Here is a 26,667-nt window from a genome sequence, read left to right on the forward strand (position 1 = left end):
GGCTGCCGCGACCGAACGGATGTCACACAAACTTCATGTTTTGCGAGTAACGGCACCCGCAGGCAAAAAAAATGGCAGCCCCAAAAGGGGCTGCCATTCGAACGGCGGACTGCGGGTGAAACCTTACAGAGGACGGCCGATGCCGTTGCAAACGCTGGCGTTGTTGATGTTCAGGTTGTTGCCGGTGGAGTTGGTGATGAAGTTGGCGGTCACAGCGTTTTTCCAGTTGGTTGGAACCACGCTGAAGCCGTGAGCGATGGTTGCAGCGGCATTGCCCGGTACGCTGTAGTGAGTGGTCAGGAAGGCCTTGACGTCAGCCGCCACGGAGGCGTCCTTGTAGCACTGGCCGAAGATGAAGTTGGTGTAGGCAGCGATTGGGTAACCGCTGGTTGGGTTGGCAACCACTGGAGCCCATTGCGCAGGGTTGGCAGGCGCGGTTGGCAGTGCGACCGAAGACAGCGCGGTGGTGACGTTGGCCGGAGTCGGCTGCACACCGTTGACGCGAGAAACCACGGCGTTGCTGCTGGCGTTCACGCCGTCCGGGCCGACATAACCGATGGAGCCGTCAACGGCGTTCACGGCAACAGCGACGTCAGCGGTGTTGGCAACACCGACGAAAGTCGATGGCAGCGCGGTACCGGCTGGCAGCAACGAGTTGGCGAACGTGGTGTTGACCGAGAACTTGCCCGGGCAGACGTTGTTCAGGTGACGGGTGAGGATTTCCGAAGTGCCGCTGGAAGTGCTGCGATACACCACGCGGATCGGCGTGGCATCAGAGTTGCCCAGCAATTGACCCCAAGTGGTCGAAGTGCCCGAGAACACATTGCAGAGCTGGGCGCTGGTCAGGTTCAGAGCAGTCTGGCCGGCTTTTTTGTAAGGGATGGCAACCGAAGTGGCCACCGACGGCAGCTGGATCAGCGGGCCGTAGGAAGCACCGAAGTTGGTGTTGTAGGTGCTGATTTCCGAGGCGCTGAGGATCGAGTCGCTACCGGCGAAGTGAACCGAACCGGTGGTGCTGAACAGCGCCGAGTTGTTGGTCAGGAAAGCCGTCTTGCCAGTGCCGCTACCGGTGCCGGCGTAGGTGAAGTTGGCTGGCAGGATGCTGTTGGCAGAACCTTTGTACAGAGCGGCAGGCAGAGTCGCGCCACCACCGGTTACGTTGGCGGCCATGGCCTGGGCGGAAGCCAGGGCAGCGACGGTCAGGGAAGCTGCGATCAGAGTGCGCTTGAACATGAAGAATCTCCTTTTCAACGTTGGTTGTGAACACAGGTTTTCAGGGGACTTGCATGACACTGGGAGGACTCACCGCTGACCTTCGCAAGCGGGGTCCGGGGTTAAGTCGCACTGAGAAATTCGCAGTTTCCGGTGACAGATAAAGGAAAAAACCTCGGGAGGTGCGAGGTGATTTTCGCGGGATTTTCTCGGGTGTTCGGGGGGTTACCCGGAGGGTCTAAGACAAGCTTTTCGAGGGAATCGGCCACAGGCCTTGAAGGGCCGTTGCAGATGACAGAAAGGAGAACCCGAGGATGGGGGGAATGAGGGTCGGGTGATGCTGATGCCGCTGAGAAAAACCTGAATTATTTATTGCTCTGACTGGCGCTTTCGCGAGCAAGCCCGCTCCCACATTTGAAATGCATACTCCTGTGGGAGCGGGCTTGCTCCGGGCGGCGATCCGACGAAGGGGCCAAAGCAGACAACATCAAACCAACAGACACGCCCCTACTGCACCAACTGATTGATCTCGATGATCGGCAACAACACCGCCATCACAATCACCAACACCACCCCGCCCATCACCACAATCATCAGCGGCTCCAGCAACGCGGTCATGCCCATCGCCCGGCGCTCGATGTCGCGGGACAGGGTTTGCGCAGCGCGTTCGAGCATCGGCGGCAATGCACCGGTTTTCTCGCCGCTGGCGATCAGGTGAATCAGCACCGGTGGGAACACGTTCTCCACCTTCAGCGCTGCCGCCAGGTTGACGCCCTCGCGCACCTTGGCGGTGGCCTCATTGACGCTCAGGCTCAGGCGATCATTCGACAAGGTCTGCCGCGCTGCTTCCAGCGCGCGCAACAACGGCACCCCGGCGCCACCGAGAATCGCCAGCGTCGAGGCGAACCGCGCGGTGTTCAGCCCCAGCACAAACCGCCCGATCAGCGGCAACTTCAGCACCCGATGATGCCAACTCAAGCGCGCCGCCGGGTTGCGTAGATACAGGCGCCAGCTCCAGAACGCACCGGCCATGATACCCGCGCATAACCAGCCCCAGGCACGGATGAAATCACTGGCATTGAGCATCGCCAACGTCAGCCCCGGCAGATCCTGCCGTGCCTGAGAAAACGCACTCACAACCTGCGGCACCACATAGCTGAGCAGGAAGATCACAATGCCGATCGACACCAGCCCGACCACTCCCGGATAGATGAACGCGGTGAGAATCTTGCCGCGCAGGTTGTTGCGTTCCTCGATGTAATCCGCCAGCCGCTCCATGACCTGCGCCAGATCACCGGACTCCTCGCCCGCCGCAATCAGCGCCCTATAAATCTCCGGAAAATCCCGTGGCCGCGCCGCCAGCGCTTCGGCCAGGCGCATGCCGCTGCGCACATCGGCGCGTACGGCGCTGAGGGTGTGCGCGATGTGTTTTTTCTCGGCCTGTTCGACCGTGGCACTCAGCGCCGCTTCCAGCGGCAAACTGGCGCCGAGCAGGCTCGACAGTTGCCGTGTCGCCCAAGCCAGATCGTTATCCGACATCCTGGCGCTGAACAAGCCACCGCCGCCATGCTGGGAGACATTGCTTTCCTTCTCCACCGACAATGCCGTCAAGCCACGACCGCGCAGCGCGCCAAATGCCGCGCCCTGACTCTCCGCCTCCAGATGCCCGGATTCGATCTTGCCGCTGGCATCGGCGGCTTCAAAACGATAGCGATTCATCAGGCGTCCCGTGTCACACGAAGGATTTCTTCCGGCGCCGTGGCACCGCTGCGGATCCAGCGCTCACCGTCCTCGCGCAGGCTGAACATCCCGACCTTGCTCGCCGCCGCGCGCAACGCCTGCTCCCCTGCCCCTTGGTGAATCAGGGTGCGGATGTCGTCATCGATGCAGAACAGTTCATGAATGCCGGTTCGGCCGCTGTAACCGGTGTGATTGCACGCCGCACAACCGACCGGGCGCCAGGTGCCGGGCGTGGCCGGGTCTTCCTGCTTGCACTGGTTGCACAGGCGACGCACCAAGCGCTGGGCCAACACCCCGAGCATCGACGAGGCCAGCAGAAACGGCTCGACGCCCATGTCGACCAAGCGGTTGACCGCCGACACCGCGTCGTTGGTGTGCAACGTCGCGAGTACAAGGTGACCGGTCAGCGAAGCCTGCACCGCGATCTGCGCGGTTTCGAGGTCACGGATTTCGCCGATCATGATGATGTCCGGGTCTTGCCGCAAAATGGCGCGTAGCGCGAGGGCGAAGGTCATGTCGATCTTGGCGTTGACCTGAATCTGGCTGATGCCCGGCAAGTCATATTCCACCGGGTCTTCCACGGTGAGGATGTTGCTGGTGCTCGCATCCAGTCGCGCCAGTGCGGCGTAGAGGCTGGTGGTCTTGCCGCTACCGGTCGGGCCGGTGACCAGCACGATGCCGTGGGGCTGGCGGATCAGGTGATCGAGTTTGGCCAGCACCTGCGCGTCCATGCCCAGGGTTTCCAGATGCAGACGCCCGGCTTGTTTGTCCAGCAGACGCATCACCACCCGCTCGCCATGGCCGGTGGGCACGGTGGAAACCCGAATGTCGATCGGCCGCCCCGCTACACGCAACGCAATGCGGCCGTCCTGCGGCAGGCGTTTTTCGGCGATATCGAGCTGAGCCATGATCTTGATCCGCGACACCAGCGCACCGTGCAACGCCTTGCGCGGCGAGACCACATCGCGCAGGGTGCCATCGACGCGGTAGCGCACCACCGAATGGGTTTCGAACGGTTCGATATGAATGTCGCTGGCCTCGTCCCGTGCCGCTTGGGTGAGCAAGGCGTTGATCATGCGGATCACCGGCGCGCCGTCTTGGGTGTCGAGCAGGTCGGTGATTTCCGGCATGTCCTGCATCAGGCGGTCGAGGTCGACTTCGTTTTCCGCCGCGCCCACAACCGCCGCTGCGCTGCCGGTATCGGCGTAGGCCGTGGCCAGCAAGCCGTCGAGTTCGTCATCGCGCACCCGCTCAAGCCTGGCCGCGCCGAACTGCCGGCGCACCTCGCTGATCGACCAGCCCGGCGTCGACGGGCACACCGTCAGCACGCCGTCGCGCAGCAGAATCCGCTGCGCCTTGGCCCAGGCGTAGGGCAATGCGCTCATTGCAGCGGCACCGCTTTGATGGTCGCGCGCGGGCCGGTGCCCGGCAGCGACGCCGGCACGCCCTGCGCAGCGGTCGGCAATTGCGGCGCCTGCATGTCCGGCATCGCCCAGCTGCGCTCCGGTTGCAGACCGCCCTGGGCACGGCGCATGAAATCGTAGCGGTTGAGCGTGATGCTGCGCCCCGCCGCGCTGTCGCGGATGATGTACGGGCGCAGGAACACCATCAGGTTGGTCTTGGTGATCGAACGGCGTTCGTTGCGAAACAGCGCGCCGATCCCGGGAATCGTCGACAACCATGGCACTGCGTCGTTGCTCTGGCTGTAGCCGTCCTGCAGCAGACCGCCGAGCACCATGATCTGCCCGTCATCCAGAAGGATACTGGTGTCGATCGCACGTTTGCTGGTGACGATCCCCGCCGAAGTCGAAGCCGCCGAAGCGCGTTCGTCGATGCTGCTGACTTCCTGATAGATGTCGAGCTTCACCGTGCCGCCCTCGGAAATCTGCGGCCGCACGTTGAGCTTCAAACCGACCTCTTCGCGGGTCACGGTCTGGAACGGGTTGTTGCTGGTGCCCCCGCCGCCAGTCACGTAACTGCCACTGACAAACGGGATGGTCTGGCCGACGAAAATACTCGCCGCTTCGTTGTCCAGCGTCAGCAGGTTCGGCGTCGACAGCACGTTGGTGCCGCCCTTGCTCTTCAGCGCCCGGGCCAGCACTTTCAGGTCGAGGATCTTGCCGATGCCGGGGATGTCGACGGTGCCGTTGACGTAACCGAGGTTCAAACCTTTGGGCAACACGTCGACACTGGTCTTGCCGTTGACGTTGATCCCCGAGCCGCCAAGGTTGGCGCCACCGATCACGCCATTACCGGCCAGATTGCCGGTCTGCCATTGCACGCCGAACTCGCTGGCATCGTCCTCGCCGACTTCGACGATCAAGCTTTCGATCACCACTTGGGCGCGACGCTGGTCGAGCAGGTCGATGACTTCACGCAGGTTGCGGTACAGCGGCTCCGGCGCGGAAATCAGCAAGGTGTTGGTGGTCGCGTCCGCCTGAATGGTCACACCGCCGGCGCTGAACGCGACGTTCTGTTCGCTGCTTTGTGCATTGCCGCTGCCGCTGGTGGCGCTGCTGCCCTGAGCGTAACTGCCGCCAGTGCTGCCACTGTTGGTGGTCGAAGTGCTGCCCGTGGTTTGCGTGCCGCTCTGGCCGTTCTGTCCGCCACCCGAGTTGGTGGAGCTGCCCATCGCACTGAGCACCGAGCGCGCACTGTCGCTGGTGCCACTGTCGCTCTCGCCGGTCAACAGGCCGCGTAGCGCCTGGGCCAGTTTGCCGGCCTGGGCGTTGCGCAGATACACCACGTGCAGATTGCTCGGGTTGCTCTGGGCGTTGTCGAGTTTGTAGATCAGGTTGCGCGCCAGCTCCGTGCGCTCGGGGCTGCCGGCGCGGATGATGATGGTGTTGGAGCGCGGGTCGCCGATCACCGCGATTTTCTGGGTCGGGTCGTTGCCCGGTGCGTCGAGCAGGTCAGCGACCATCGGCGCGATGTCGGCGGCGATGCCATTCTGGATCTGCACCACGTCGGTGTCGATCGCGCTCGGGGTGTCGATGCCCTGAATCAACTGTGCGACCCGCGTGAGGTTCTCCGCGTAATCGGTGACGACGATGGTGTTGTTGCCCGGATAGGCGTTGATCGGGTTGTTCGGCGAGACAATCGGGCGCAGCACCGGGATCAGGTTCACCGCGTTCTCGTATTGCAGGCGGAACGTGCGGGTGAGCATGCCGTTGCCGGCCGGTTTGTCAGCGCTGTAGATCGGCCCGCCGAGCAACTTGGCGTCAGCCTCCGGCACCACCTGCGCCACGCCGCCCACATCCACCACGCTGAAACCCTGCATGCGCAGCGCCGCCAGCAACATGTCGTAGGCCTGATGCGCCGGCACCTGGCCTTCGGAGACCAGCGTCAGATTGCCCTTGACCCGTGGATCGACCAGAAACTGCTGACCGGTGGAGCGCGACAACGCCCGCACCACCGCTTGAATATCCGCATCGACAAAATTCAGCGTCACCGGTTGATCGCCCAACGGATTGGCCGGCAACGTCGTGCCCCGGGCCGAGCCGCCACTGCGGGCGCGTTCGGTGATGTTGTGCAATTGCTTCGGCGCAGGTTTTACCTGAGCCTGCGCGCGCTCGCGGTCGAGCACCGCGTCGCCGCTGCGCTGAGTGTTGGCCAGCGGCCGGCCGAGTTCGCTGTCCACCAGCAGCGGCGGTTGATTCGGTGGCGTGGTGTTGCTGCACGCGCTCAATGCCATCAACAGCATCGGCAACGCCATGCGTTTGGACCCTGACCCCTTCATGAAGCTTCCTTAGCGCCCAGCGCCTGATCCATGCGTACGGTGCCCGACAGAGTGCCGGCCGTGTCATCGGTCGCGGCGTCGTCTGCACGTTGCAGACGGGCCTCGACCACTTGCAGTGAAAAATTCCGCGGTTGGCTCAATAGCCAGTCGAGCACGGCGTCGGCCGGTGCCGCGTCGAAGGTCAACTGCCAGCCGGCGGACGCGGCCGCCAATTGGTAATGGCCGCCCAGTCCGCTGGCCTGCAAAGTTTGCTGCAGCGACTGCTCCAGGTTCTGCCCGTCGGGGCGCACGCTGACGTCGCGCAACAGCACTTCCAGCGCTTCGGCCTGGGCGCGCAGTTTCGGGGTTTCGACTTGCGAGGCGGCGATCTTCTTCAGCGGCGGCTGAACCAACGCCACCCACACAAATAGCCCGAGCAACAACGCCGCCATGCCGCCGACCATGCGTTTTTCCCGCGGCGCCAACGGCTGCCAACGAGCCTGCAACTGAGCGTTGAAGCGCTGCCAACCGGCGCGGAATTTCGCAAGCGATGGACTATTCATCCTCGGCTCCGCTGCTGTCGTCGTTGTCGTTGTCGGAGGCAGCGGTCGCCTCGCCTGCCGGGCGCAAGACCCAGCCGTCGTCGTTCGGGCTGATGCTGATGCCGGCCTGGGCCAGCGTGCCTTGCCAATCCTTGTCGTTACCCGAACGCCGGGCCTCGGGCAGCAGACTCAATTGCAACGCGCCGTCGACGAATTCCAGACGCTGTACCGTACCCGCCATTGACGGCATGCCGCTGCCGGCCTGCGACACCAGTCGTGTGAAATCCTGCCCCGGCGCCTCCACCGCACCCTGCTGGCGAGCGGCGATTTGCTGACGCGCCTGTTGCAGCGGATTGAGGATCACCGGCAACTCGGGAAACGCCTGCTTCACCCGCTGCGCCATCTGCGCCTTGAGTTGCTGGCCCAGCCCGGCCTCGCGGGCGGCGTACAGGTTCAAACCGATCACCCACACCGCCAGTGCCAGCGCACAACAACCGAGCGCCCTGCCCCAACCGCGATGTTCGGTGCCCGGTTGTTGAAGGCCGCCGTGCAGGCCCCAATTCGGCAACGGGCCGGAGCAACGTTGCGCGTCGGCCAATATCGATTGCACCGCTTCGGGCGCGCCGTCACCGACCCAGTGCGCCGGCAGACCGGTTTCCAGCAGCCACGCTTCATCGATCATCGGCTGCACCTGCGCCGTATTCGGGCTGTGGCGCAGCAACAGATGATCGTCGTGCAGACAGCCGATGCCGCCCGCCATCACCGGCAAGCTGTAGGCCGCCGGGTACAGGCCTTTGAGGTTCAAGCCGAATTGCCCGAGGTGCTGCAAATCCTTGCGTGACACCCAGGCAATCTGCACCTGACCGCTTTCATTGCGAGCGCTGTGGGCGATGTGCATGTCGGCGCTGTCACCGAGCATCAAAGCCTGCGCCGCACACTGCACCGCCGCAGCGGTTTTGTTCGCCGGCAGCGGCGGCAGATCGATGCTCGCCAACAGGCTGTCCGATGGGTGCAGAAAACACACCAGCGGTTGCTTCGGCAGCGCGCCGAGTCGCACGCGTTCCTGCCGCGTGACCTGCCCCTGACGATCCAGCCACACACAATCCAGTTCACTGTCGAGACTCAGCTCCGCCAGCGGCGACAAACTCACGCGCAACTGGCTCATACGCCCACCCGCGACCAGATCACTTGCGGCAAGCGGTCTTCACTGCGATGCAACAACGCATCGAGGCTCACTCGTCGCTGATCCCGCCGCGCCTGCCCGCGCAGCCGGAACCAGTCGCTGGTGATGCCGACCTTGACGCTGGTGATCTCCAGTTGCGGCAGTCGCAGACGATTGACGAAATCCCCGCGATTGATAAACCAGCGCCCGGCGTCGCGTTCATTGATCAACGCCTGCGCCCGCTCCAGCGACAGCCCCGGCACATAAGCCGCCAACACCGGCGCAGTGGCCGTGTTGCCGTTGAGCCAAGTGGTCGCCGGAATCACCGTCAGGTACGGCGCCAGTTTCGCCAACACGGCATCGTTGACCCCGTCGACACTGCGCAGATCGTCAAGCGTGCGCAGCATCGGCAAGGTCGGCGATTGCGGTTTGCGCGAAGCGGACGGCGACGTGGCACGCCCGCTGTCGAAAGTGTTTTTCGCCACAGGCTTGTCCACCACTTGGGCATTCAACAGGTGCGGATACGAGCCGATCACCCGCTGACTGATGCGCCGGCTCAAGCCGCTGCTGACACCAATCAACTCGCACAACCGCTCGAACGCCTGCACCTGCGCGTCATCGATCCGCTCGTTGGCCACCAGATTGCGCAGGTTGAACTTGCCCTGCTCGTCCTCCAGCCGCCCCTCAAAACCCTGGGTGTTCAAGCGCTGCGCCCAGGGTTGATCGAGTCGGGTCAACGGATCGCGCTGCCGCGCATCCCACAACAATTGCCGGCTGATCTCCAACCCGCCGTGCAACACCCAACGGCCCTGCACGCGCAGTTGTTCGGCCTCCAGCGCCCGGGTCGAAACGCTCTGGCGGGTCAGCATGCCGGCGGCGATCACCGCGACCACCGCCGCGATCAGCAGCGCACTGATGATCGCCATCCCCTGCTGGTTCGATTGGCTGTTCATGACCGGCCTTACAACTGCCAGGAACCGATGTCGGCATTCACGCCGTCGCCGTCAGGCTGGCCGTCGGCGCCGAGGGAAAAGATGTCGATCTCGCCGTTGGCACCGGGATTGAGGTACTGATAAGGACGACCCCACGGGTCATTCGGCAGGCGCTCCAGGTACGAGCGCCAGTTGCTGTTCTTCGCATCGGCCGGCCGCTCCACCAGCACCTTCAGGCCTTGGCTCTGGCTCGGGTAAGTGCCGTGATCGAGGCGATACAGCTTCAACGCCTGCATCAACCCGCCAATGTCCTGCTTCGCCGCCGTGGCCCGCGCCTGATCCGGCCGGTCGAGCACCTTGGGCACCACCATCGCCGCCAGAATCCCGAGAATCACCACGACCACCATGATCTCGATCAGCGTAAAACCCTGCTGCCCACGGGGCATCCGGCTCGGTCGATTGGGCTGTTTGAATTGCGCGATATCCATCTCGTCATTCCCTGGCTTGATTCGATTCGACGCGCAGTGTTGCAAGAAGATATGTCAGGGATGTTGAAAATCCTCGGGTGTTTTCGTCGTCAAGCCGTCAAGCACGGGCGTTAGCGTCAAGGGCAGCCCGACCGCCCGAGACCCCGATGCGCACCCCCTCCCCGCAAGCCGGATTCACCCTGATTGAAGTGCTCGTCGCGCTGGCCATCATCGCCGTCGCCATGTCCGCTGCTGTTCGTGTGGCGGGGTTGATGACGCAGAGCAGCGGGGTTTTGCGGGATCGCTCGATTGCGATGATTGCGGCGCAGAGTCGGATGGCGGAATTGCGGTTGGAAGGCAAGATGCCGATGGGCATGAAAGCGCAGGATTGCGATCAGGGGCGGCTGATGCTGCGCTGCGAGCAGATCATCTCTGCCGCGGAAAACGGCCGCTTGCTCAAGGTCGGCCTCCAGGTCTTTGATCGCAGCCAGGAGGGGCCGGCGCTGGCGCGGTTGGAGACGTTGCTTAGCCGCCCCGAGAATCCTTAGCCCTAAACCGTCCCGAAACGTCGGTCGGCTCGGAGATATATGAATCAGTCGTGGGACATTTCCGATACCCACCAGAAGATCTAAACCAACTTGCGCATACTGCGTTGAATCCATAATCAACTCGATCTCTCAGGTCGATGTAGAGCGCAAGACACCTCGGTCGGCCCCCTCTCCCTCCGGGAGAGGGCTGGGGTGAGGGCCGCTTGTTGAATCACCCGTTTACCCACCCCAAAAACACCGTTTAAAAGACACCCACCGTTACTTCCTCAAGGCTACACAACCTTGCGTCATTACCTACGACTACGCCAGAATCCGCCGGCTTGTGCGTCTAGTACGCGGGTCTTATCGTTCCATGGTCACTGAAAAACAGTGATCGGGTTTGGTAGCCCGCAGCGCTGACGCATTGCGTCACCTCATGCAGTTGCATTCATGCGACTGGATTTATGGTGGCCATGCTCAGGGCTTCTTCGGAAGCGCCGGTTCCAGTGCTCCGGTCTACCAACCTGCGTATGGTCGCCACCCCCTCGTTTGGTAGCGAGAGTGGTTGACTCCAATTAAATCAGTACTGGAGTTACATCAATGATCAAACCAACACCCAACCCACCAGAAACCGATCCAGTCTCCCCCTACCAATTCCCCGACTCCCGAACCCTTAACGAAGCCGCCGAACGCGCCCTCGACCATTACCTCACTCCACAGCAACGCATCATGGGCAGCCACACCAAACACGACCCCATGTTCCTGGCCAACCCCGCCTACAACAGCGAATCCCTCCTGGCCAACGCCAGCGAATCCCTCGACTCCGCCAGCGAAATGCTCAGCAACTTCGCCGCGATCCTGGAACCCGCCCACCGCAAGACTGCACTGGGGATTGCGCAGGTGGTTATGGTTGCGGGGTTGGCGGTGAATCAGGCGTTGGATCATGTTGAGGTGAAGACGTAAACGGCGAATTGCTGTAGCTCAATAGCTGGAAAGAAAATGGCCGAGGTTGTCAGGTGTAGCTGACAACCTCGGCCAAATGAGCATTTCTATTTTTTGCGGCACATCTCGACGTCATCCTGAGTCTTCAGGTCAGTGTCGATTCCCAGGCGATACCTGCAGTAATCAATAATCCACCCCCGCTCCTCTGCCGTCAGGCGCTCTACCTTTCTGATCTCTCTATCGTTGGCGTGGATGTTGTAGAACTTCATCTGAAACGTCGGGTGCTTTTTGATGAAGACAATGGTCTCGATATCCCCGTCCTCAAGCGCTTCGTAGTAGCCGACGTAGAGCACGGTTACTACGGCGAGGATTGCTGCGATTAAAAGCTTTTTCATTCCATTGGTGCCGGTGGTAGAAGCTGAAGGGTTCTAGCATGAAAGGAGACTGATTGAATGCCAGAAAGTAAATCAGCCCCCATTTTTTGCTGCCAGCCCAGCTCCCACAGATTTCAGCGTTCTACACAATATCTGTGATCAACATAAATCCCCGTGGGAGCGACGGTGCGACGATTCGACTTGCTCGCGAAGGCGCCAAAATTGACACCAGCTTAATCAGCAGGTGATCCCGAGGTCTGCCTCACCGGCAATTGCAAATTATCCAGCGCCCGATTCACCGCCAACTCCCCGAGCATGATCAACTGCGCAATCCCCAACAACGTCCGACGCTGCGAAGCCGGCAACAGACTGGCGACATTCTGGGCAATGGTTTGGGCTGAAGCGAGTGTTTCACTGGCATCGATCAGCAGTTCTTCGTTTTTGTTGTCCGCCGTCACGGCATACATCCCGCGGGTTCTACGTGGGGGTGGCGTGGAGCCGGGCGGACAGAGGTAATGGTCGAGCGCGCGGTCGGCAGCTTCGTGGAGTTTTCTGGAATCGATAGATTCGTAGGGGGAAACCGAGTCGGTTTCGGGTGGGTTGGGTGTTGGTTTGATCATGAGTGAATCTCCAAATCATAGAAAAGGAGCCATCATCTTTCGCTACCAAACGAAGGGGTGGTGGCCATACGAAGGTTGGTAGACCGGTGACTTGGAGAACCGGCGCGCCCGAAGACGCCCTGCGCATGGCCACCATAAATACACAGCCCCAAAAAGGCCTGTATCGGGTGACGCTATGCGCCAAGTCTAAGCCGGGCTACCAAACCCGATCGCTGACTCGTCAGCGACCAGACCACAATAGAACCCGACCCCAAGGCGCACAAGCCGGCGGATTCTGGCGTAGCTGTAGGCAAAGACGCAAGGATGTGTAGCCTGGAAGAGTGTTTGGAGATGTCTTTTTAAACATTTGTGTTTATCAAGACCTCATTGCGTGACAGCCCTACATCTACAAGTGAAGTTCAGGTAAAGCCGAGTCATTGGCGGAAAAAAATGCCATCCATGGCTATCCTGAAGCGATGCGATTTTGTAACCAAGCGACAAAGCCGACCAAACTATTCCGGATCGAGTTGCGCGAGTTGTTGCGGGATGGCATTTTGACTGTGCTCGCGCCCAGCGCCCAAAGGGACTTGCCATGAATAACACCTACAATATCTATAAGGTCAAGCACTCCAAGCTCGCTCAGCTAATAGAAAAAATAGCCGGCGTCGGGCTTCACCGGCAGAAAACCCACATCTCAAATGGCTATTCGATGACTTTCTATTTTTCCGAGAAAGTGAAAGGAAATGACATTTGGTGGTGGGATACTTACAAGGAATTTTTCAATGACGATGTCGTGAAACCGACCAACACCTTCCATTTTGGGATGTTGCTGAGTTACCACATTGAAAAACCAGAACAAATCTACGCGGTGAGTCTAGGAAAAGCTCATTTTTATCTATCCAAGTTAATTCAGTACGATTTCGGAATCGATCTAGCCGTGCGTATGGCGGATGAAAACACGATCTTGCTTAAAAAAAGCCGCTACTTTACGGGTACTAAAAGGCAGGACGTATCCTCCTACCAACGATTCCAACCCAATGGCTACGAGCCTGGCGAGTCGGTCGACCATCTAAAACTCAGGGCATCGGACAGAGAGTTGTGGGGTGAGCGCAACATCATTTTTGCTGACTCAATCCAGATGGATATGGATCGAAATCCACTTGATCTTTCAGAAATATTTGATCGCATAGAAGCCGGTCTGAGAGGTGAAGAAATCATCCACCTTCCAAAGCTGGAAGCTGTTGCCGATGAGTTACGTGATGAACTTGATGAACTACTGTTCACATCCCTCAAAAATCGACAGGGTGATGTTCAAATTGACGAGTTTCAAGTGTATGGAGTCGCGATTTGCTTTAGCTTCCATGATTACGACTATCGTCTCTCTGCCAAGAAGTCCAGTGAAGCAGGAGTGCACCGCAAACATATTGGCAACTCTCTGACAGTTGACAAAATCAGCGACTTCCTTATTGAACATGAGGACATCGACGACATTAATTCTGTGAGCGTCCAATTTAAGAGCGGTGACCATGGGGTATTCACACAGGATCTAAAAGAAATACTCGACCTACCGATTGCTTACGACGGCTATCACTATTTTTTAAGGAATGGTGATTGGTATAAATTCAACCAGACGTTCATGGATTACTTAAAGCACTCACTAGATACAATCGAGACCATTTTAATGGAACCACTCGATGAGACAGACTACATACAATGGCGCGATGAAAAGCAACGTAAGATTGATGCCGAGGAGCCTGTCGATGACAAGCTTACTTATCGCGAATCTTACTTCAATAAAAAACAATGTGCAGAGCAAGGATACACCCTTCTAGATCGACAACTCACACAGCTGCAGTCGATGGAGAGAGGTAAGAAGAAGTACCGTATAGAGGCAGCCGACCTCTTTAAGGATAGGGAAATAATATCTGTCAAGATATCGGAAACGAGCCCCGAGCTAATTTACAATATTGAGCAGTCACGCGATGCCGTTGAGCTAATCAAGCGAGGTGGAATTGATTTTGATCAGGAGTTCGACGCAGCAGCAATCTGGTTTGTGTTTGAAAACGAGATCCAGAGAATTACTGAGTTCAATTCGATTCAATTTCTGCTCGCCGTCGAGTCGTGGCAAAAAATGGTAAGAAGCTTTGGCCTCACACCGAGGATCTATATTTCTAAGCATAATAAGTGAGCTTACCTATGCTCTTGATAAACCCGCAGCATGTGCAAAACTCCAAATCTGAAAGGCTATGCGTTTTTTGCTCCGTCACTTCACTTTGCGATAATCGGCATGGATTTATTTCTCAGAAAATAGACCCTCCCCTTTTGAATCCTAATTTACGGTTAAATATAGCGAGCGCGCTCAATTAAAGGTGAGTTATCAAATATGAAAACAACAGGATTGCTACTGCATTTCGACGAAGAGCGGCGCAGCTATTTAATCCAGGAAAGCATCGAGGGTGGTTACGGCGAATTTTCGGACGCACTTAGTGTAACTGACTGGCCTCTTGGACAACTTAACATTGCACTCCTGAGCTTCAGCGAACTCACAATTGATTATATTTGCTTGGCAAAAAAGGGCAAAAGAGTAGTTACATCAAAGAATCGGATAGATTTTTCCGGGGTAGTTAATCTCCATTCAATTCCTATCCAAGAACTTGAAGCCCGAATTAACAACCAGCTAAAACGTTACTTTATTAAAGCATCACAGGGGACCGGCGGAATCATTCCGCTAGCCACGTGGCATGCTCTCATTAATGCAATTAAAGAGGTGCGCCCTAGTTTAGCTGGAGAAATAGATCGACTTTTATCTTTACAGCGATTTTCTGGCTACCACTTATACGGTGATTCAGCAGACATTCTTCTTCAAGAACGTGAAGCACTGGGAATTGCTTTGGATATTTTTTCTGGAAACAATCAACTCCGCAACCGTGTATTGAGTGAATGGGCACCGCAAGATGATACTGTCTATGAAGTAAATGACGAGCACGAGACGGCCACATTGGCAAATCTTCAACCCGGCAGATCTTCGTTCATGAAAGGTATCTCGCAACGTTACCTCCTTGAAGAAGCAGCAATACAACATGATTTATTCAACTGGCAAGGAATGACTCCGCTACATGAATCTGGCGTTTCGATATTTGAACAGGGAGGCAGAAAACTCGAGATTCATTACGCGAACCGGAATGCTCTTGAGCACACACTAGGAGTTGATCTTATTTATTACAGTGAGGCTTACGGACTGTTTGTTTTAATTCAATACAAGTTAATGCGCGATGAAGCCGGAACCGTTTCATACAGACCGGACAATCAACTTTCTATTGAGCTGGCACGCATGGATAGCGTAAACACCTTATTCAAATCTAGTGGACAGATTCAGTCTCACGAAGAATTTCGCCTAAATGAAGATGGCTTTTTTTTGAAACTAGTGCCCTCGACAGGATTAAAACCTGCATCTGGAGAACTAATAAAAGGAATGTATGTAACCCGCGAATACATGAATTTTCTCATTGGTCCCAACGGGCCAAAGGGCTCGCAGGGAGGTTCAAATATTACTTTTTCAAACTCCCCTCGCTACCTGACAAACTCCCAATTCTCAGAAAGTGTTAATGCTGGATGGATTGGTACAAGGGGCGTAAAAAGCGAAGCGTTGGCCACAGTTCTAAGACAGTTTTACGAATCGGGACGTGCAATCTTACTGGCGTATGAGAGTTCCACTCGCCGTTCTATTTCTTCCAATTAATCGACTACGAGCAGAATCATTTATAGGTTCCTCTTGACCAAAAGATGCAGAACCAAAAGGGGACTGATTTATTTTCTAATAAATAAATCAGTCCCCTTTTCTATTTCTACGTTAAACAATACTAAGTTGCCAGCGCTCAAAAACATCCCAGCTTGGTAATTCAAATGCTACGCATACATTGAACGTATCTCTTCGTAGAGCGTCTTGCGCCTTGACATAATCTCGACCCTATACTTCTCCATATCCTCTTCTTTTAGACTTGAGTTCCCATGCCAGGCAACTCGCCTAAACTCTCTGACATAATCACCATACTCGCGCAAAAGCTCTTGCGCCTTAATCGATCCAAACAATATCAACTTACCTTCCGCACTTGCAAGCTTGCTAAACTTCTCAAACAGTTCTGATTCAGACTTTTTAATTCTAACAGGCAAATCTTCGGGGGAGTCTTTTTTACGGCTTACGCAGCGAACGTGCTCAATCATGTAAGCCCAATATGTAAGTGTCGCGGAGGAAAACTCCTCCACCTGGGTAGAAACCTCCTCAATCAATTCTCGATATCGTTTTATTTTTATTTTTGCAATTTCGTTATTATGTTGAAGCCGGGCTATCCAGTAAGCTGAAACTCCGGAAATGACAGCTCCAAGACCAATCTTTACTGCCGTATCGACAATATTAAGCACGCTTAAATCCATAGCTATTCTCGCAAAAACCAAAAACAAAATAAAAAAGTGGACTGATTTATTTTATAGAAATAAATCAGTCCCCTTCATTCCCATTGCGCCTAAGCTACGAAAGTGTTCGGCAATTAACTCCTGAAACTGATACCATTGTTTTGTTTTTTGCACACTCCACCCCTTAGGCTTAAACAGGTAAACCAATACAAAAAAAGGGGGTCGATCTATTTGCCGAAATGAATCAGTCTTTTTTGCTCGCCCCCATTTTCCATCTTTAGAGAAACGCAGACAATTAAGACTGCGCCCCAATATAAACGCCAAACTCTTGCTCCTTATACTCAATCCTGCCATCAATCAATACAGATACAATCATGTAGTGGAGACCGGTATAAGCTGTTTCTCTCCAATAACTTGCCCAATACTCGCCACGCTCACGATTATATTTTGCATCGACGTGCTCCTCATATCCAACGTCATCACCAGCTTCTTGCCCATGATTCTTTACCCTAAAGCAGACTTGAACCTTATTAGTAGTATAAGGGAGAGAAAACCTTACCTTAAAGTCCACCCCGACACCCTTAGACAACACACGAGAACATGCATGATAAACTTCTGGATCTTGATAAACCACATCACTTCTAGGCTTGAGCAATGCTGTAATTTTTACCGGAGCATCTTTCCACTCTGGCTTTGGCAGCAACCTAAAATATTTTTCTTGCTTTAAAACATACTTCTTATAATTGACAGGCTTCCCATCGGCACCGGTGTAGTTTGGCATTACATACCGCTCAACGTCTTCTCCACCATTGGTTCTTTTTAGTTCAGTCACCCCTTCATGGATGTCTAAGAGTGATCGAATAGACTCGCCTATCATGACTCGATTGCGGGGAGCACTCTGCTGAAGCTTTGCTGCGACATCAACGAAGAACGATGTTGCGGTGACCTCGGAAGAGCCTTGAAAGCCGTACATCCCCCAAAGAACGTCATGATGTTGCCCATAATCTATTCCAACTCGAACCCCAACATCTTCGGCAACATTATTATCTCGAAGTTTGGGGGCTACGAGTTGCCGCATGAATTCGACTAGGTAGCAACCACAATTTAATGCATCAATGGCGGCATCGCGAGCAGATATACCATCAGATCGAAAGAAAGCTAGAACCGCGTCCCCCATAATACGATGGACGTGACCATCGAAAGCGCGAATAGTCTCGATAGCACAACGTATAATTGTGTTTTTAATGAAAAAAACTTCTTCAGGGCTATACACCAAACCCAATTTTGTCGACCCCTTTATATCCAAAAAAAGGGATACATTAAAGCCGTATTCAGTCATTCCAGCAGCATCAAGATGTTGAAAATCTGGATGCCCCCCAATGCTGTGAGCGTTTATTTGTTTTTTACCAAAAAGCCCACGAATAGCTTCTTGGATCCCGAATTCCGCCTCAGCCACATTCGAACTGGCAAGCATCTCACTGCTGTCCATCACACGCCGCTGTACACTTGCACCAACTGACTCCATAGCGTAGTCCATCCCCCCCATACTTTTTTGAATGGAGCGATCAAAAACACGATCAAACGATTTATACACATCCTTTAGCGAAGACATAAATACACCAAAATTAGAAAGATAGAAAATAAATGATGGCACCTATCAAAACAGCAGCCATGCACCCAAAATGAACCATCAAAATAATCGACACTATTTTTATACGATCGAACTTCTTCGACGCGATAGATGCAAGCGTATAAACCTGACCATTTAAGTCTTCTAGAAAGCCCTCACAAGAAACTTGTGCAATTCTTTTTGAATAGTCGCCCCCACTGCCACAAGATGCAATATCACCGTAAAACAAAAGTGACTGCCCTTTGGGAGACTTCGGATTGCTGAATGTGACTGGAAATATAGTTAGCGTAGCTAATACCATGCATATAAGGGCGAGCACTAGCGCCAAACAAGAAAAAACACCTATTCCAACTATCAGCTGCAAGCTTGCCTTAGCCAATTCAAGCTTAGCTAAAAGCGTAAATATAAATGCGGTAGCGGCAGCACAATACGACATAATAATAGTGCATTTCGTGTTTGTCGTACCTATATAGGTATCGATCCGCTTAATAACTTCAAATTGATTTTTTATTTTTTTTTCACTTTCTTGGATGCTCGACATTCCAATCCTCCCCGAGTAACTTTATGATTTTGAGCTTGGTTAACATGTCCTAATCGCACCATTGAAGATCTTAGGGGACAAACTTACCATTCCCCATGGATCCAATCACTACGATGATAGAGAAGTCGTGCTGCGGAGTCGATCTATTCCGCCAAGCCTACCGCGGCAGTCAGAGCAAGCATATCTATCGGCCACCGCTGGGGGAAAAACGCGTCTATTCGTTCAATAGCTAGCTAATGTTCATGCTTCAGCATAATTTGATCTAGAAGATAAAGTGGTAGGGTTATAAGATATTGATGCGACTTTAAAGGCGGGCCGTAGTTTTTAGGGTCAAGTGCTGTCAGGATCGAGTTCCCCTATGTAGCTGAAACCAACCACAAAAAATTCTTAGCTCTACCGCTCTCATCTTACGAATACTCCGGAAGGCACTACTTCAGCTAAAACCACTGAATGAGTGACACCAATCCCACCAATCACGGCCTAACCAACCTAGGCATCTCCACCCCCTCCCCCAACCTTTCCACCTCCAACCGCACCCTCTCCCCACCCTGCTCAATCACCACCCCATCCCCCTCCACCGCCACCAACTTCACCCCAGGACTCACCCGCTCCCCCTGCAAAAAACTCCTCGGCGGCCCATCGTTCAATCTCAAAATCGCCACCGCCCCGCGACTCCCCGCCATCACGCCGCTGACCTTGATCTCCACCGGCGCCGTGCGGTTGGAAAACCACTGCAACGCCGGGTTGTCGCTACGCGCAGCCAGCAGTTGCGGTGTAGCCGCCGGGGTGTGGGATTCGGCGGTGGTCAGGAGCAGGGATGACCAGGTGGCGATGCCGACCAGGGCGGCCAGCAGTGCGGCGGCCTGGGTGATTTGGGGGGGTGAAAAGCGTGCGGTGAATCTCATGGGCTGAATCTCCTTTTAGTCCCGGTGACCAGACTACGCGGCAATTCTCACGGTTTTATTTCACACGCCTTACATGTTGGCCGTGCAGGATGGTTTTTTGGACGGGGCTGGACGCAAGGGAGTGCGCATTCGATGAACCGGGGCAGGCAGCAAGGTTTTACGTTGATCGAGCTGATGGTGGTGCTGGTGATCATCGGCATCGCCAGCGCGGCGATCAGTCTGAGTATCAAGCCCGATCCGTTGCAGTTGCTGCGCAAGGACGCCGAGCGCGTGGCGCAGTTGCTGCAGATTGCTCAGGCCGAGGCCCGCGCCGATGGCAGGCCGATTGCCTGGTTGAGTGATGGGAAAGGGTTTCGGTTCAGTCGGCGTAGCGACAGTGGCAAGGGGTTTGATCATTTCGATCGGGACCCGCAGTTGCGGCCGCGTCCCTGGCAGAGTCCGAAGCTTGAGGTGCGGGTGGAGCCGAAGCAGAAGGTGGTGCTGAACGCGGAGTGGATCAATCCGCCGCTGCAGTTGACGCTGTCTGACGGGCTCAATCGGTTGAGTGTGCTGCGCGATGCTTCGGGGCGGATTAGCGTGCAATGAACAGACAACAAGGTTTTACGCTGATCGAGGTGATGGTTGCGATTCTGTTGATGGCGGTGGTCAGTCTGATTGCCTGGAAGGGGCTGGACAGTGTCACCCGCGCCGACAGCCATTTGCAGGCCAGTGGTGAGCAGAGCGACAGCCTGTTGCGGGCGTTGAATCAGATGCAGCGGGATGTGGAGATGCGCGCGGGGATCGAGCTGACGGAGCCGAAGAAGGTCGGCACTGAGGATGAACCGGCGACGGCGCCGCCTGCCGTTACGGTGCGCAGCAGTGACAGCAAGGGGTTTCGGCTGGACATCATTCGTAGCGCGGCGGATCAGCCGGGGGCTTTGCAGCGGGTTCGGTGGTGGCTGAAGGGGGACACGTTGTATCGCGCGGTGGCGCCGGCGCGTAGTCGGTATCCGTTGCCGGCGCCGACTGCGGGGGTGGCGGTTTTGGGTGAGGTGAGTGATTTGCAGGTGCGGGTTTGGGAAGTGGATAAGGGGTGGCGGCAGTTGAGCGGGAATCGGCGGGAGGATCCGTTGGGGTTGGAGGTGCGGTTGACTCGGCAAACACCACAAGGGCCTGAGAAGTACCGGCAGATCATGGGACCGTTGCAGTAAGCCCTGTCACCTCGATACCTTTGTGGGAGCGGGCTTGCTCGCGAAAGCGGTGGATCATCTGCGAATATATTGACTGACACGACGCTTTCGCGAGCAAGCCCGCTCCCACAGGGTTTTGGGGTGTTTGTGAGTGTTGTGTTAGTTAGCTGAGGACTACGACGCCGCCCGGTAGTTCGGTGCATTTGACGCCGTAGGCATCGCGGATCAGTGCGCCTACGCCGGCCAGTTGGTCGAGGCTGAAACGCGCCTGAACTCTGCGCTGGCCGAGTTCGCGATTGAGCAGCAGCAACATGCCTGGGCGGTAGCGGTTGATCTCGTCGATCATCTGGCTGAGGGTCGTGCCGTTGAACACCAACACTTGCTGCCGCCAGTTGGTTACCGCCGCCGTATCGACGCTTTGCACCGTGCCAACCTGTTGCGCGTCATAGGTCAATTGCTGACCCGGTTCCAGGCGCAGGCTGCGGCCTTCGACTTCCACGTCCACCGCGCCATCAAGGCACGTCACGCAAACCTGCTGATCAAGGTTACGCAGGTTGAACCGCGCCCTGCTCGCCCGCAACCAACCGCCTCCGGCCTGCATCGCCATCGGCAACCGTGCGGTCTGCACTTCGACTTCGCCGCTGACCAGTTCAAAGCCCTGCACGCCCTCATCCACCGAACGCTGGTTGATGCGGGTCTGGGTGTTCAGTTCCAGGCTCAAACCATCGGCCGGTTCGACGCGGCGTTGCTGGCCGACTTCGGTGATGTAATCCGCACCGAGCCCGGAGAACCCGCCCGGGATCGTGCCGTGTACCAGTAGAAACGCGGCCGAAGCAGCAATCGCGCCGCCAAGAAAGGCCCGGCGTCCAAACCCTCGTGTCGCCTGCGTCGCTTCCGCCGCCGGTTGCAGCAGATGCCACAAGGCCTTGCACTCTTCAAAGGCGCGGGCGTGTTCGGGGCTTTGCGCGCACCACTGGCGCAGCGCTCGGGCGTCGGCGACCTTGGCGCGGCCGGAGGTCAGCAGGATCAGCCAGTCGCGGGCTTCGCTTTGCAGACGCTCGGCAGGCGTGGGCTCGGCAGGTGTCAGACGGAAGATGTTCAAACGCACAGGTACTCGACGGGTTGATCGGGAGCTTCATTCACTAGACGGTTTTCCGGCCCCGCGACCGAACCGCTGAAACACTTTTCTTTCCAGTTTGGCCGCGCAGTGTCCGAGGGCGGCCTTGATTTCCTTCTCGACCATGCGCGTGGAGATGCCGAAACGCTGGGAGATTTCCAGGTGCGGCGCTTCCTCCAGCCGTGCGGCGATGAAGATTCGACGACGCCGGGCCGGCAGCTCGTAGAGGGCGCTGAGCAGGGACTGGATTTCCTTTTGCCCGCCGACCACGCGCATCGGGTCCAGCGCTTCGTCGCTGACTTGCAGCAGTTCTTCGACTTCGCTGCCGGTGAGCAATCGCGCATCGGCCTGGCGGCGGTCGGCGGCGATGTTCAGGGCCATGCGATAGAGGTAGGCGTTGGGCCGCAGCAGGTTCGGCGGCGCTTCCATGCGGTCGACCCGCAGGTAGGTTTCGTGCAGCACGTCGTTGGCCAGGTCCTCCGAGCCGAGACGGCGTCGCAGGCGCACCCGAAAGTCCTCGTAGGACGTCAGGAACAGCTGGACCATCGAACTTTGTCCGGCGTCTTTCATCCCCCGGAAACTCCTTCCCATTGTGTGCATTCCATGCGCTTTCCTGACGATTCGGGTAACAACAGCAACGTGACTGGCTGGCGCAATGCGCCGGGTATCGGCCGGTCGATTTTCAGCGTGTGAAAACTGTCTACCAGCGCTGCATCGCGCCGAACATCGCCGGTGGTGGTGACCAACCGGTTGTGCTGCACCACGCCGTCGCGGCCGATCCACAACTGCAACACCGCACGAAAACTGCCGGGCCGGGTCAGCGGCGAGCGGCACAGGTTGCGTTCAATCGCGGCCTGCACCGCCGTGGCGTAACTGCGGTTGACGGCTGCGCTGGCGGGGGTCGGTTGCTCCGCCGGCATTGGCACGTCCTCGACCTGCGCCACTTGCAAGGTGAACGCGTCGTCGCGGCTGTACTTGGCCATCAACCCGCTGCCGCCGAGCATCCGGCGCAACGCTTCGGCGGCGGTGAATTCGCCATCCACCGCCAACGAGCGTCGACCGCGACTCAACTGACTGTCGACCAGCACCGCCATGCCGGTGGCGCGGCTGAACTGATCGAGGGCGCGGGCCAGTTCCTGGGCCGGGATGTGCAAGGTCATGCGCATTGACGCCGGCATTGGGTCGGCGCTGGCGCGGTTCAGAAACAAGCCAAGCAGCAGCCCCAGACAGAGCTGGCGCACGAGCGCTGAGCGCACAACATCCTCCCTGGCACGGCCTCGCTGCACGGCTGATGTATCCCTGAAAACCGTCATCCTGAGGGCTGTTTATGAATCTGGTGTGACGGCCACTGCAAAAAAACCATCACGGGATCGGCGCCGTCGTTGCACTAGACTCTTGAGCTAGAGCGGCTCCTTCGGGCCGGCCAGGAGGCACACATGAAATCACTGTGGACATTGGCGCTGAGCGGGCTGTTGTTGACGCTGTCGGGCGGCGTGCATGCCGAGCAGGCAGTGGGTTGCGTCGAGGTGACCGTCGGCGGTTACAAGGCGCCGAATTACGATTGCCTGAGCCAGCAGATGGGCAACAACCCCGATGGCGCGGCGGCTGCGCAGAAGAATCAGGAAGCGATGAATGTGCCGGTCAACAAGCGACCGCCGAATCAGGTGGGACTGGCGACGCCGGCGGCCACGGCGACGCGGATGGGCAATACCTTCGGCACATCGGTGAAACCGCAGCGGCCACCGAACTGACTGACCTACTGTGGGAGCGAGCCTGCTCGCGAAAGCGGTGTGTCAGGCGATGATGATACCGACTGCGTTGGCCCCTTCGCGAGCAGGCTCGCTCCCACAGGCTTATGTGCTGAACTCAGGATTGGCGGTTGGCTAGGATACTTTGGTGAATTCAGGGTTGGCGGCTGCCGGAGATCCAATGTGGGAGCGGGCTTGCTCGCGAAAACGGTGGGCCAGTCAACGCGAGTCGGCTGATAAGGCCCCTTCGCGAGCAGGCTCGCTCCCACAGGGTTTTGTGATGAGCGCAGGTTGGCGACTGGCTCAGATCCTTGTGGGATCAAGGACCAACCGGCCACGGCCACGTCGACTCTGGCTTTTCTCGACCGCACGTTGCGCCTCGCTCAGCGGGAACACTTCGACATCAACCGTGAGATGGCCGCGGTCGAACAGTTCGGCGATCAGCGCCAACTGCGCACCATCGGAGCGAGTGGCAAAGTTGATCGGGGTCACGCCGTAATCGTTGGCCAGGGTCATGCTCGGCGCACTAACCGGCGAGACCAGCAGCCCCCCGCGTTTCAACACGCGGAACGAGCGGTTCTGGGTGTCGCCGCCGACCAGGTCGAGCACTACGTCGACGTCGGACACCCGCTCCTCGAATGCCTGAGTGGTGTAGTCGATGACGTCATCAGCACCAAGTTGCTTCAAGTAAGCGTGGTTGCTGGCCGAGGCCGTGGCGATGACTTCGGCACCCAGGTATTTGGCGATCTGCACCGCCATGCTGCCCACGCCACCGGCAGCAGCGTGGATCAGCACTTTCTGCCGACGCTGAACGCCGGCGTGCTCGGTCAACGCCTGCCATGCAGTGAGCGCGGTGGCGGGTACGGCGCCCGCCTTCAAGGCGCTGAGCGATTGCGGTTTCAGCGCCAGTTTGGCCACCGGGGCCACGGCTTTGCTGGCGTAGCCACCGACGATGTTGATGAAGCCGAACACTTCATCGCCGATCTTGAACTCGGTCACGCCGGGGCCGGTAGCGATCACCTTGCCGGACACTTCAACGCCCGGGGTGAATGGCAACTGCAGCGGGATGAACGCTTTCATCGCGCCGGACAACACCTTCCAGTCGATCGGGTTGACCCCTGCCCCGGCGACTTCGATCAACACTTCACCGGCGCCGGCCACAGGGTCGGCGACCTCTTCCAGTTGCAGCACTTCGGGGTTGCCGTATTCGTACACGCGGATGGCTTTCATGGGAGACCTCGATCGGTTGGAGTGGATAGCGCGTGATCAGTGACGACGAGCGTCAAGGCTGAAACGACCGGCGCCGAACGCGACTACTTGCAACAAGCCACCGGCCATGGCGATGTTCTTGAAGAAGTGGATGAACTGGTTCTGATCGCCCAGCGCACTGTGGAACGCCAGCGCGGTAACCACGCTGAACACGGCCAGCACAGCAGCAACGGTGCGGGTGCGGTAGCCGGCGATCAGCGCCAGGCCGCCACCGATTTCAACGACGATTGCCAAAGCCAGCGCCAGTTGTGGCAATGGCAGGCCGACAGAGCTGATGTAGCCGATCATCATCGCCGGGGCCGCCAGTTTGGAGAAACCGGAGAGGATGAAGATGGTGCTGAGCAAGAGGCGGCCGATCAAGGAGGCCGAGGCCTGGGTGACGTCGGAGCGGTTTTGTTCTGTGGTGGCTTGAGCGATGTTTGCGGTAGTGGTCATGGCGGTATTTCCTTTGAATTTGGGGCGATCCGAGATGAATCGTCCAGGTGAGGAAATGGTGCGCTCGGCCAGCTAATCTGAATAGCCGACTAATTTCGATCATGATGTTCTATTAAATAGACAAGCTGATGAGCCTCAGCGACGATACCGGTACGCTGGATATGACGAGGAAACAGCCATGATTTCTGACCCGGGCACGCCGACGCTGGATCAACTGCGGGTCTTTCTGACCGTGGTTGAACTGGGCAGTTTTGCCGCTGCGGCGAGGAAACTGCACCGCGCGACGTCGGTGATCAGCTATTCCATTGCCAACCTGGAGCTGCAGTTGGGGGTGACGCTGTTCGATCGTCAGACCACGCGCAAACCGCAACTGACCGAGGCCGGCCGAACGGTGCTGGCCGAGGCCCGGACCATCGCCAACGGCGTGCACGGCTTGCGCGCCAAGGTCAAAGGCTTGTTGCAGGGTCTGGAGGCTGAGGTGCATGTGGTGTTGGACGTGATGCTGCCGCCGCAGCGGGTGGTGGATGCGTTGAAGTCCTTTCGCGAGGCGTTCCCCACGGTCGCCCTGCACTTGCACATGGAGGCGCTGGGGGCGGTGACTGAGCGGGTGGTCAATCGAGGCGCGATCATTGGCGTGAGTGGGCCGATGAATGAGGGTATTGAGGCGATAGAGAGAATCGGTGCCGGCAATGTCGAGTTGATTCCAGTGGCAGCGCCGCATCATCCGCTGGCGGCGAGCGAGGCGAATGCCCCCGGCGCCGGGCGTGAGTTTACACAACTGGTGCTATCGGACCGTTCGTTGCTGACCAAGGACCGCGACTTCGCCGTCCTCAGTAATCGCACCTGGCGCCTGGCGGATTTGGGGGCCAAACACATGTTGCTGCGCGAGGGGATTGGCTGGGGGAACATGCCGTTGCCGATGGTCGAGGAAGACCTGCAGTCCGGTCGGTTGGTGCGTTTGAACCTGCCGGAGTATCAGAGCGGAATTTATCCGTTCGACGTTATCTACCGCACCGACCTGCCACCTGGGCCGGCGGCGCGGTGGTTGATCGAGCGATTTGTGCAGCAGAGTGTACGGGGGGATGGGTAAGCACGTTTTCTACAGTACCCACCCCATTCGCGGCTACCCGCTCCTACAGGTTTCTGTGGTGAACTCAGGGTGGGCGGCTTCCGGAGATCCAATGTGGGAGCGGGCTTGCTCGCGAAGGCAATCTGTCGGTCAAAGTGA

Annotated in this window: 27 protein-coding genes; 8 read left to right on the forward strand and 19 right to left on the reverse strand. The window is 57.4% G+C overall.

The genetic code is table 11. The annotated features are described in order from the left end of the window. Positions 1 to 123: 123 nt before the first annotated feature. The 8 genes from AC1UK9_RS15765 to gspG all read right to left on the reverse strand — a co-directional run bounded on the left by AC1UK9_RS15765 (position 124) and on the right by gspG (position 9,794). On the reverse strand, positions 124 to 1,233 hold the full coding sequence (locus AC1UK9_RS15765) for a substrate-binding domain-containing protein (protein ID WP_025109845.1): 1,110 nt from the start codon (positions 1,231 to 1,233) through the stop codon (positions 124 to 126). Between the two features lie 486 nt (positions 1,234 to 1,719). Next, positions 1,720 to 2,931, reverse strand: coding sequence for a type II secretion system inner membrane protein GspF (gene gspF, locus AC1UK9_RS15770; RefSeq protein ID WP_482577918.1), 1,212 nt, complete (start codon positions 2,929 to 2,931; stop codon positions 1,720 to 1,722). Beyond that, on the reverse strand, positions 2,931 to 4,337 hold the full coding sequence (gene gspE / locus AC1UK9_RS15775; RefSeq protein WP_482577919.1) for a type II secretion system ATPase GspE: 1,407 nt from the start codon (positions 4,335 to 4,337) through the stop codon (positions 2,931 to 2,933). Before gspE ends, gspF begins: the two co-directional genes overlap by 1 nt. After that, positions 4,334 to 6,691 carry a type II secretion system secretin GspD gene (gene gspD / locus AC1UK9_RS15780; RefSeq protein WP_482577920.1) on the reverse strand — a complete coding sequence of 786 codons (2,358 nt, stop codon included), beginning with the start codon at positions 6,689 to 6,691 and terminating at the stop codon, positions 4,334 to 4,336. The genes gspE and gspD overlap by 4 nt, the downstream gene beginning before the upstream one ends. Next, complete coding sequence (gene gspM / locus AC1UK9_RS15785; protein WP_482577921.1) at positions 6,688 to 7,233, reverse strand: type II secretion system protein GspM; 546 nt, start codon at positions 7,231 to 7,233, stop codon at positions 6,688 to 6,690. The genes gspD and gspM overlap by 4 nt, the downstream gene beginning before the upstream one ends. Next, entirely contained in the window at positions 7,226 to 8,377 is a 1,152-nt protein-coding gene (gene gspL, locus AC1UK9_RS15790) for a type II secretion system protein GspL (protein WP_482577922.1), read from the reverse strand. The genes gspM and gspL overlap by 8 nt, the downstream gene beginning before the upstream one ends. After that, positions 8,374 to 9,327 (reverse strand): type II secretion system minor pseudopilin GspK, encoded by a 954-nt coding sequence (gene gspK / locus AC1UK9_RS15795; protein ID WP_482577923.1) that lies wholly within the window; start codon positions 9,325 to 9,327, stop codon positions 8,374 to 8,376. Before gspK ends, gspL begins: the two co-directional genes overlap by 4 nt. An 8-nt stretch (positions 9,328 to 9,335) precedes the next feature. After that, complete coding sequence (gene gspG, locus AC1UK9_RS15800) at positions 9,336 to 9,794, reverse strand: type II secretion system major pseudopilin GspG (RefSeq protein WP_025109838.1); 459 nt, start codon at positions 9,792 to 9,794, stop codon at positions 9,336 to 9,338. A 146-nt stretch (positions 9,795 to 9,940) separates the two neighbouring features. Between gspG and gspI the strand changes: the two genes are divergently transcribed. Continuing rightward, a complete protein-coding gene (gene gspI, locus AC1UK9_RS15805) occupies positions 9,941 to 10,321 on the forward strand; it encodes a type II secretion system minor pseudopilin GspI (RefSeq protein ID WP_482577924.1) in 381 nt (126 codons plus the stop codon). 579 nt (positions 10,322 to 10,900) lie between these two features. Further along, entirely contained in the window at positions 10,901 to 11,263 is a 363-nt protein-coding gene (locus AC1UK9_RS15810; RefSeq protein ID WP_085701843.1) for a DUF6124 family protein, read from the forward strand. Positions 11,264 to 11,349: 86 nt separating this feature from the next. On the opposite strand, the gene AC1UK9_RS15815 is transcribed toward AC1UK9_RS15810, so the two are convergent. Together AC1UK9_RS15815 and AC1UK9_RS15820 are read right to left on the reverse strand one after the other, a co-directional pair. Beyond that, positions 11,350 to 11,637, reverse strand: coding sequence for a hypothetical protein (locus tag AC1UK9_RS15815; protein WP_482577925.1), 288 nt, complete (start codon positions 11,635 to 11,637; stop codon positions 11,350 to 11,352). A 212-nt stretch (positions 11,638 to 11,849) separates the two neighbouring features. Continuing rightward, positions 11,850 to 12,236, reverse strand: a complete 387-nt coding sequence (locus AC1UK9_RS15820) for a DUF6124 family protein (protein ID WP_482577926.1) — start codon at positions 12,234 to 12,236, stop codon at positions 11,850 to 11,852. 571 nt (positions 12,237 to 12,807) lie between these two features. On the opposite strand from AC1UK9_RS15820, the gene AC1UK9_RS15825 reads away from it, so the two are divergent. After that, positions 12,808 to 14,403 carry a DUF6119 family protein gene (locus tag AC1UK9_RS15825; protein ID WP_482577927.1) on the forward strand — a complete coding sequence of 532 codons (1,596 nt, stop codon included), beginning with the start codon at positions 12,808 to 12,810 and terminating at the stop codon, positions 14,401 to 14,403. A 195-nt stretch (positions 14,404 to 14,598) separates the two neighbouring features. Further along, the gene (locus tag AC1UK9_RS15830) at positions 14,599 to 15,954 is read left to right on the forward strand and encodes a hypothetical protein (protein ID WP_482577928.1); all 1,356 of its coding nucleotides are present in this window, start codon (positions 14,599 to 14,601) and stop codon (positions 15,952 to 15,954) included. A 167-nt stretch (positions 15,955 to 16,121) separates the two neighbouring features. Here the strand turns inward: AC1UK9_RS15830 and AC1UK9_RS15835 are convergent, their stop codons facing one another. The 4 genes from AC1UK9_RS15835 to AC1UK9_RS15850 all read right to left on the reverse strand — a co-directional run bounded on the left by AC1UK9_RS15835 (position 16,122) and on the right by AC1UK9_RS15850 (position 19,701). Beyond that, positions 16,122 to 16,634, reverse strand: a complete 513-nt coding sequence (locus tag AC1UK9_RS15835) for a hypothetical protein (protein ID WP_482577929.1) — start codon at positions 16,632 to 16,634, stop codon at positions 16,122 to 16,124. Between the two features lie 286 nt (positions 16,635 to 16,920). Continuing rightward, entirely contained in the window at positions 16,921 to 18,237 is a 1,317-nt protein-coding gene (locus tag AC1UK9_RS15840; RefSeq protein WP_482577930.1) for a nucleotide-binding domain-containing protein, read from the reverse strand. Positions 18,238 to 18,250: 13 nt separating this feature from the next. Continuing rightward, positions 18,251 to 18,796 carry a Pycsar system effector family protein gene (locus AC1UK9_RS15845; protein ID WP_482577931.1) on the reverse strand — a complete coding sequence of 182 codons (546 nt, stop codon included), beginning with the start codon at positions 18,794 to 18,796 and terminating at the stop codon, positions 18,251 to 18,253. A 473-nt stretch (positions 18,797 to 19,269) separates the two neighbouring features. Continuing rightward, positions 19,270 to 19,701 carry a type II secretion system protein N gene (locus AC1UK9_RS15850; RefSeq protein ID WP_482577932.1) on the reverse strand — a complete coding sequence of 144 codons (432 nt, stop codon included), beginning with the start codon at positions 19,699 to 19,701 and terminating at the stop codon, positions 19,270 to 19,272. A gap of 132 nt (positions 19,702 to 19,833) precedes the next feature. Here AC1UK9_RS15850 and gspH point away from each other — a divergent pair, with 132 nt between their 5' ends. Continuing rightward, complete coding sequence (gene gspH / locus AC1UK9_RS15855; RefSeq protein ID WP_210710835.1) at positions 19,834 to 20,286, forward strand: type II secretion system minor pseudopilin GspH; 453 nt, start codon at positions 19,834 to 19,836, stop codon at positions 20,284 to 20,286. After that, positions 20,283 to 20,891, forward strand: a complete 609-nt coding sequence (locus AC1UK9_RS15860; RefSeq protein ID WP_482577933.1) for a prepilin-type N-terminal cleavage/methylation domain-containing protein — start codon at positions 20,283 to 20,285, stop codon at positions 20,889 to 20,891. The genes gspH and AC1UK9_RS15860 overlap by 4 nt, the downstream gene beginning before the upstream one ends. 142 nt (positions 20,892 to 21,033) lie before the next feature. Here AC1UK9_RS15860 and AC1UK9_RS15865 read toward each other — a convergent pair whose 3' ends face one another. From AC1UK9_RS15865 to AC1UK9_RS15875, 3 genes are read right to left on the reverse strand one after another with little or no spacing between them, the layout of a single operon-like run. Beyond that, positions 21,034 to 21,972, reverse strand: a complete 939-nt coding sequence (locus tag AC1UK9_RS15865; RefSeq protein ID WP_482580479.1) for a FecR family protein — start codon at positions 21,970 to 21,972, stop codon at positions 21,034 to 21,036. Between the two features lie 33 nt (positions 21,973 to 22,005). Further along, positions 22,006 to 22,557 carry an RNA polymerase sigma factor gene (locus tag AC1UK9_RS15870; RefSeq protein ID WP_011334580.1) on the reverse strand — a complete coding sequence of 184 codons (552 nt, stop codon included), beginning with the start codon at positions 22,555 to 22,557 and terminating at the stop codon, positions 22,006 to 22,008. Beyond that, entirely contained in the window at positions 22,554 to 23,300 is a 747-nt protein-coding gene (locus tag AC1UK9_RS15875) for an STN domain-containing protein (RefSeq protein ID WP_482577934.1), read from the reverse strand. The genes AC1UK9_RS15870 and AC1UK9_RS15875 overlap by 4 nt, the downstream gene beginning before the upstream one ends. A 123-nt stretch (positions 23,301 to 23,423) precedes the next feature. On the opposite strand from AC1UK9_RS15875, the gene AC1UK9_RS15880 reads away from it, so the two are divergent. After that, positions 23,424 to 23,738 (forward strand): hypothetical protein, encoded by a 315-nt coding sequence (locus tag AC1UK9_RS15880; RefSeq protein WP_273539868.1) that lies wholly within the window; start codon positions 23,424 to 23,426, stop codon positions 23,736 to 23,738. A gap of 300 nt (positions 23,739 to 24,038) precedes the next feature. Here the strand turns inward: AC1UK9_RS15880 and AC1UK9_RS15885 are convergent, their stop codons facing one another. Further along, positions 24,039 to 24,965, reverse strand: a complete 927-nt coding sequence (locus AC1UK9_RS15885) for an NADP-dependent oxidoreductase (RefSeq protein WP_482577935.1) — start codon at positions 24,963 to 24,965, stop codon at positions 24,039 to 24,041. A gap of 36 nt (positions 24,966 to 25,001) precedes the next feature. After that, on the reverse strand, positions 25,002 to 25,439 hold the full coding sequence (locus AC1UK9_RS15890) for a DoxX family protein (RefSeq protein WP_473012756.1): 438 nt from the start codon (positions 25,437 to 25,439) through the stop codon (positions 25,002 to 25,004). Between the two features lie 178 nt (positions 25,440 to 25,617). On the opposite strand from AC1UK9_RS15890, the gene AC1UK9_RS15895 reads away from it, so the two are divergent. After that, on the forward strand, positions 25,618 to 26,529 hold the full coding sequence (locus AC1UK9_RS15895) for a LysR family transcriptional regulator (protein ID WP_482577936.1): 912 nt from the start codon (positions 25,618 to 25,620) through the stop codon (positions 26,527 to 26,529). Positions 26,530 to 26,667: the final 138 nt, after the last annotated feature.

The organism is Pseudomonas sp. AK-TSAG1-1 (genome assembly GCF_056821665.1).

Coding starts and splice junctions, on each gene's coding strand:
- AC1UK9_RS15880 (WP_273539868.1), top strand. CDS start 23,424: ATGAAATCACTGTGGACATTGGCGCTGAGCGGGCTGTTGTTGACGCTG.
- AC1UK9_RS15885 (WP_482577935.1), bottom strand. CDS start 24,965: ATGAAAGCCATCCGCGTGTACGAATACGGCAACCCCGAAGTGCTGCAA.
- gspG (WP_025109838.1), bottom strand. CDS start 9,794: ATGGATATCGCGCAATTCAAACAGCCCAATCGACCGAGCCGGATGCCC.
- gspD (WP_482577920.1), bottom strand. CDS start 6,691: ATGAAGGGGTCAGGGTCCAAACGCATGGCGTTGCCGATGCTGTTGATG.
- AC1UK9_RS15895 (WP_482577936.1), top strand. CDS start 25,618: ATGATTTCTGACCCGGGCACGCCGACGCTGGATCAACTGCGGGTCTTT.
- gspE (WP_482577919.1), bottom strand. CDS start 4,337: ATGAGCGCATTGCCCTACGCCTGGGCCAAGGCGCAGCGGATTCTGCTG.
- AC1UK9_RS15875 (WP_482577934.1), bottom strand. CDS start 23,300: ATGACGGTTTTCAGGGATACATCAGCCGTGCAGCGAGGCCGTGCCAGG.
- AC1UK9_RS15860 (WP_482577933.1), top strand. CDS start 20,283: ATGAACAGACAACAAGGTTTTACGCTGATCGAGGTGATGGTTGCGATT.
- AC1UK9_RS15820 (WP_482577926.1), bottom strand. CDS start 12,236: ATGATCAAACCAACACCCAACCCACCCGAAACCGACTCGGTTTCCCCC.
- AC1UK9_RS15845 (WP_482577931.1), bottom strand. CDS start 18,796: ATGTCGAGCATCCAAGAAAGTGAAAAAAAAATAAAAAATCAATTTGAA.
- AC1UK9_RS15870 (WP_011334580.1), bottom strand. CDS start 22,557: ATGAAAGACGCCGGACAAAGTTCGATGGTCCAGCTGTTCCTGACGTCC.
- AC1UK9_RS15825 (WP_482577927.1), top strand. CDS start 12,808: ATGAATAACACCTACAATATCTATAAGGTCAAGCACTCCAAGCTCGCT.
- AC1UK9_RS15815 (WP_482577925.1), bottom strand. CDS start 11,637: ATGAAAAAGCTTTTAATCGCAGCAATCCTCGCCGTAGTAACCGTGCTC.
- gspH (WP_210710835.1), top strand. CDS start 19,834: ATGAACCGGGGCAGGCAGCAAGGTTTTACGTTGATCGAGCTGATGGTG.
- AC1UK9_RS15830 (WP_482577928.1), top strand. CDS start 14,599: ATGAAAACAACAGGATTGCTACTGCATTTCGACGAAGAGCGGCGCAGC.
- gspK (WP_482577923.1), bottom strand. CDS start 9,327: ATGAACAGCCAATCGAACCAGCAGGGGATGGCGATCATCAGTGCGCTG.
- AC1UK9_RS15765 (WP_025109845.1), bottom strand. CDS start 1,233: ATGTTCAAGCGCACTCTGATCGCAGCTTCCCTGACCGTCGCTGCCCTG.
- AC1UK9_RS15890 (WP_473012756.1), bottom strand. CDS start 25,439: ATGACCACTACCGCAAACATCGCTCAAGCCACCACAGAACAAAACCGC.
- gspL (WP_482577922.1), bottom strand. CDS start 8,377: ATGAGCCAGTTGCGCGTGAGTTTGTCGCCGCTGGCGGAGCTGAGTCTC.
- gspF (WP_482577918.1), bottom strand. CDS start 2,931: ATGAATCGCTATCGTTTTGAAGCCGCCGATGCCAGCGGCAAGATCGAA.
- gspI (WP_482577924.1), top strand. CDS start 9,941: ATGCGCACCCCCTCCCCGCAAGCCGGATTCACCCTGATTGAAGTGCTC.
- AC1UK9_RS15850 (WP_482577932.1), bottom strand. CDS start 19,701: ATGAGATTCACCGCACGCTTTTCACCCCCCCAAATCACCCAGGCCGCC.
- AC1UK9_RS15840 (WP_482577930.1), bottom strand. CDS start 18,237: ATGTCTTCGCTAAAGGATGTGTATAAATCGTTTGATCGTGTTTTTGAT.
- gspM (WP_482577921.1), bottom strand. CDS start 7,233: ATGAATAGTCCATCGCTTGCGAAATTCCGCGCCGGTTGGCAGCGCTTC.
- AC1UK9_RS15810 (WP_085701843.1), top strand. CDS start 10,901: ATGATCAAACCAACACCCAACCCACCAGAAACCGATCCAGTCTCCCCC.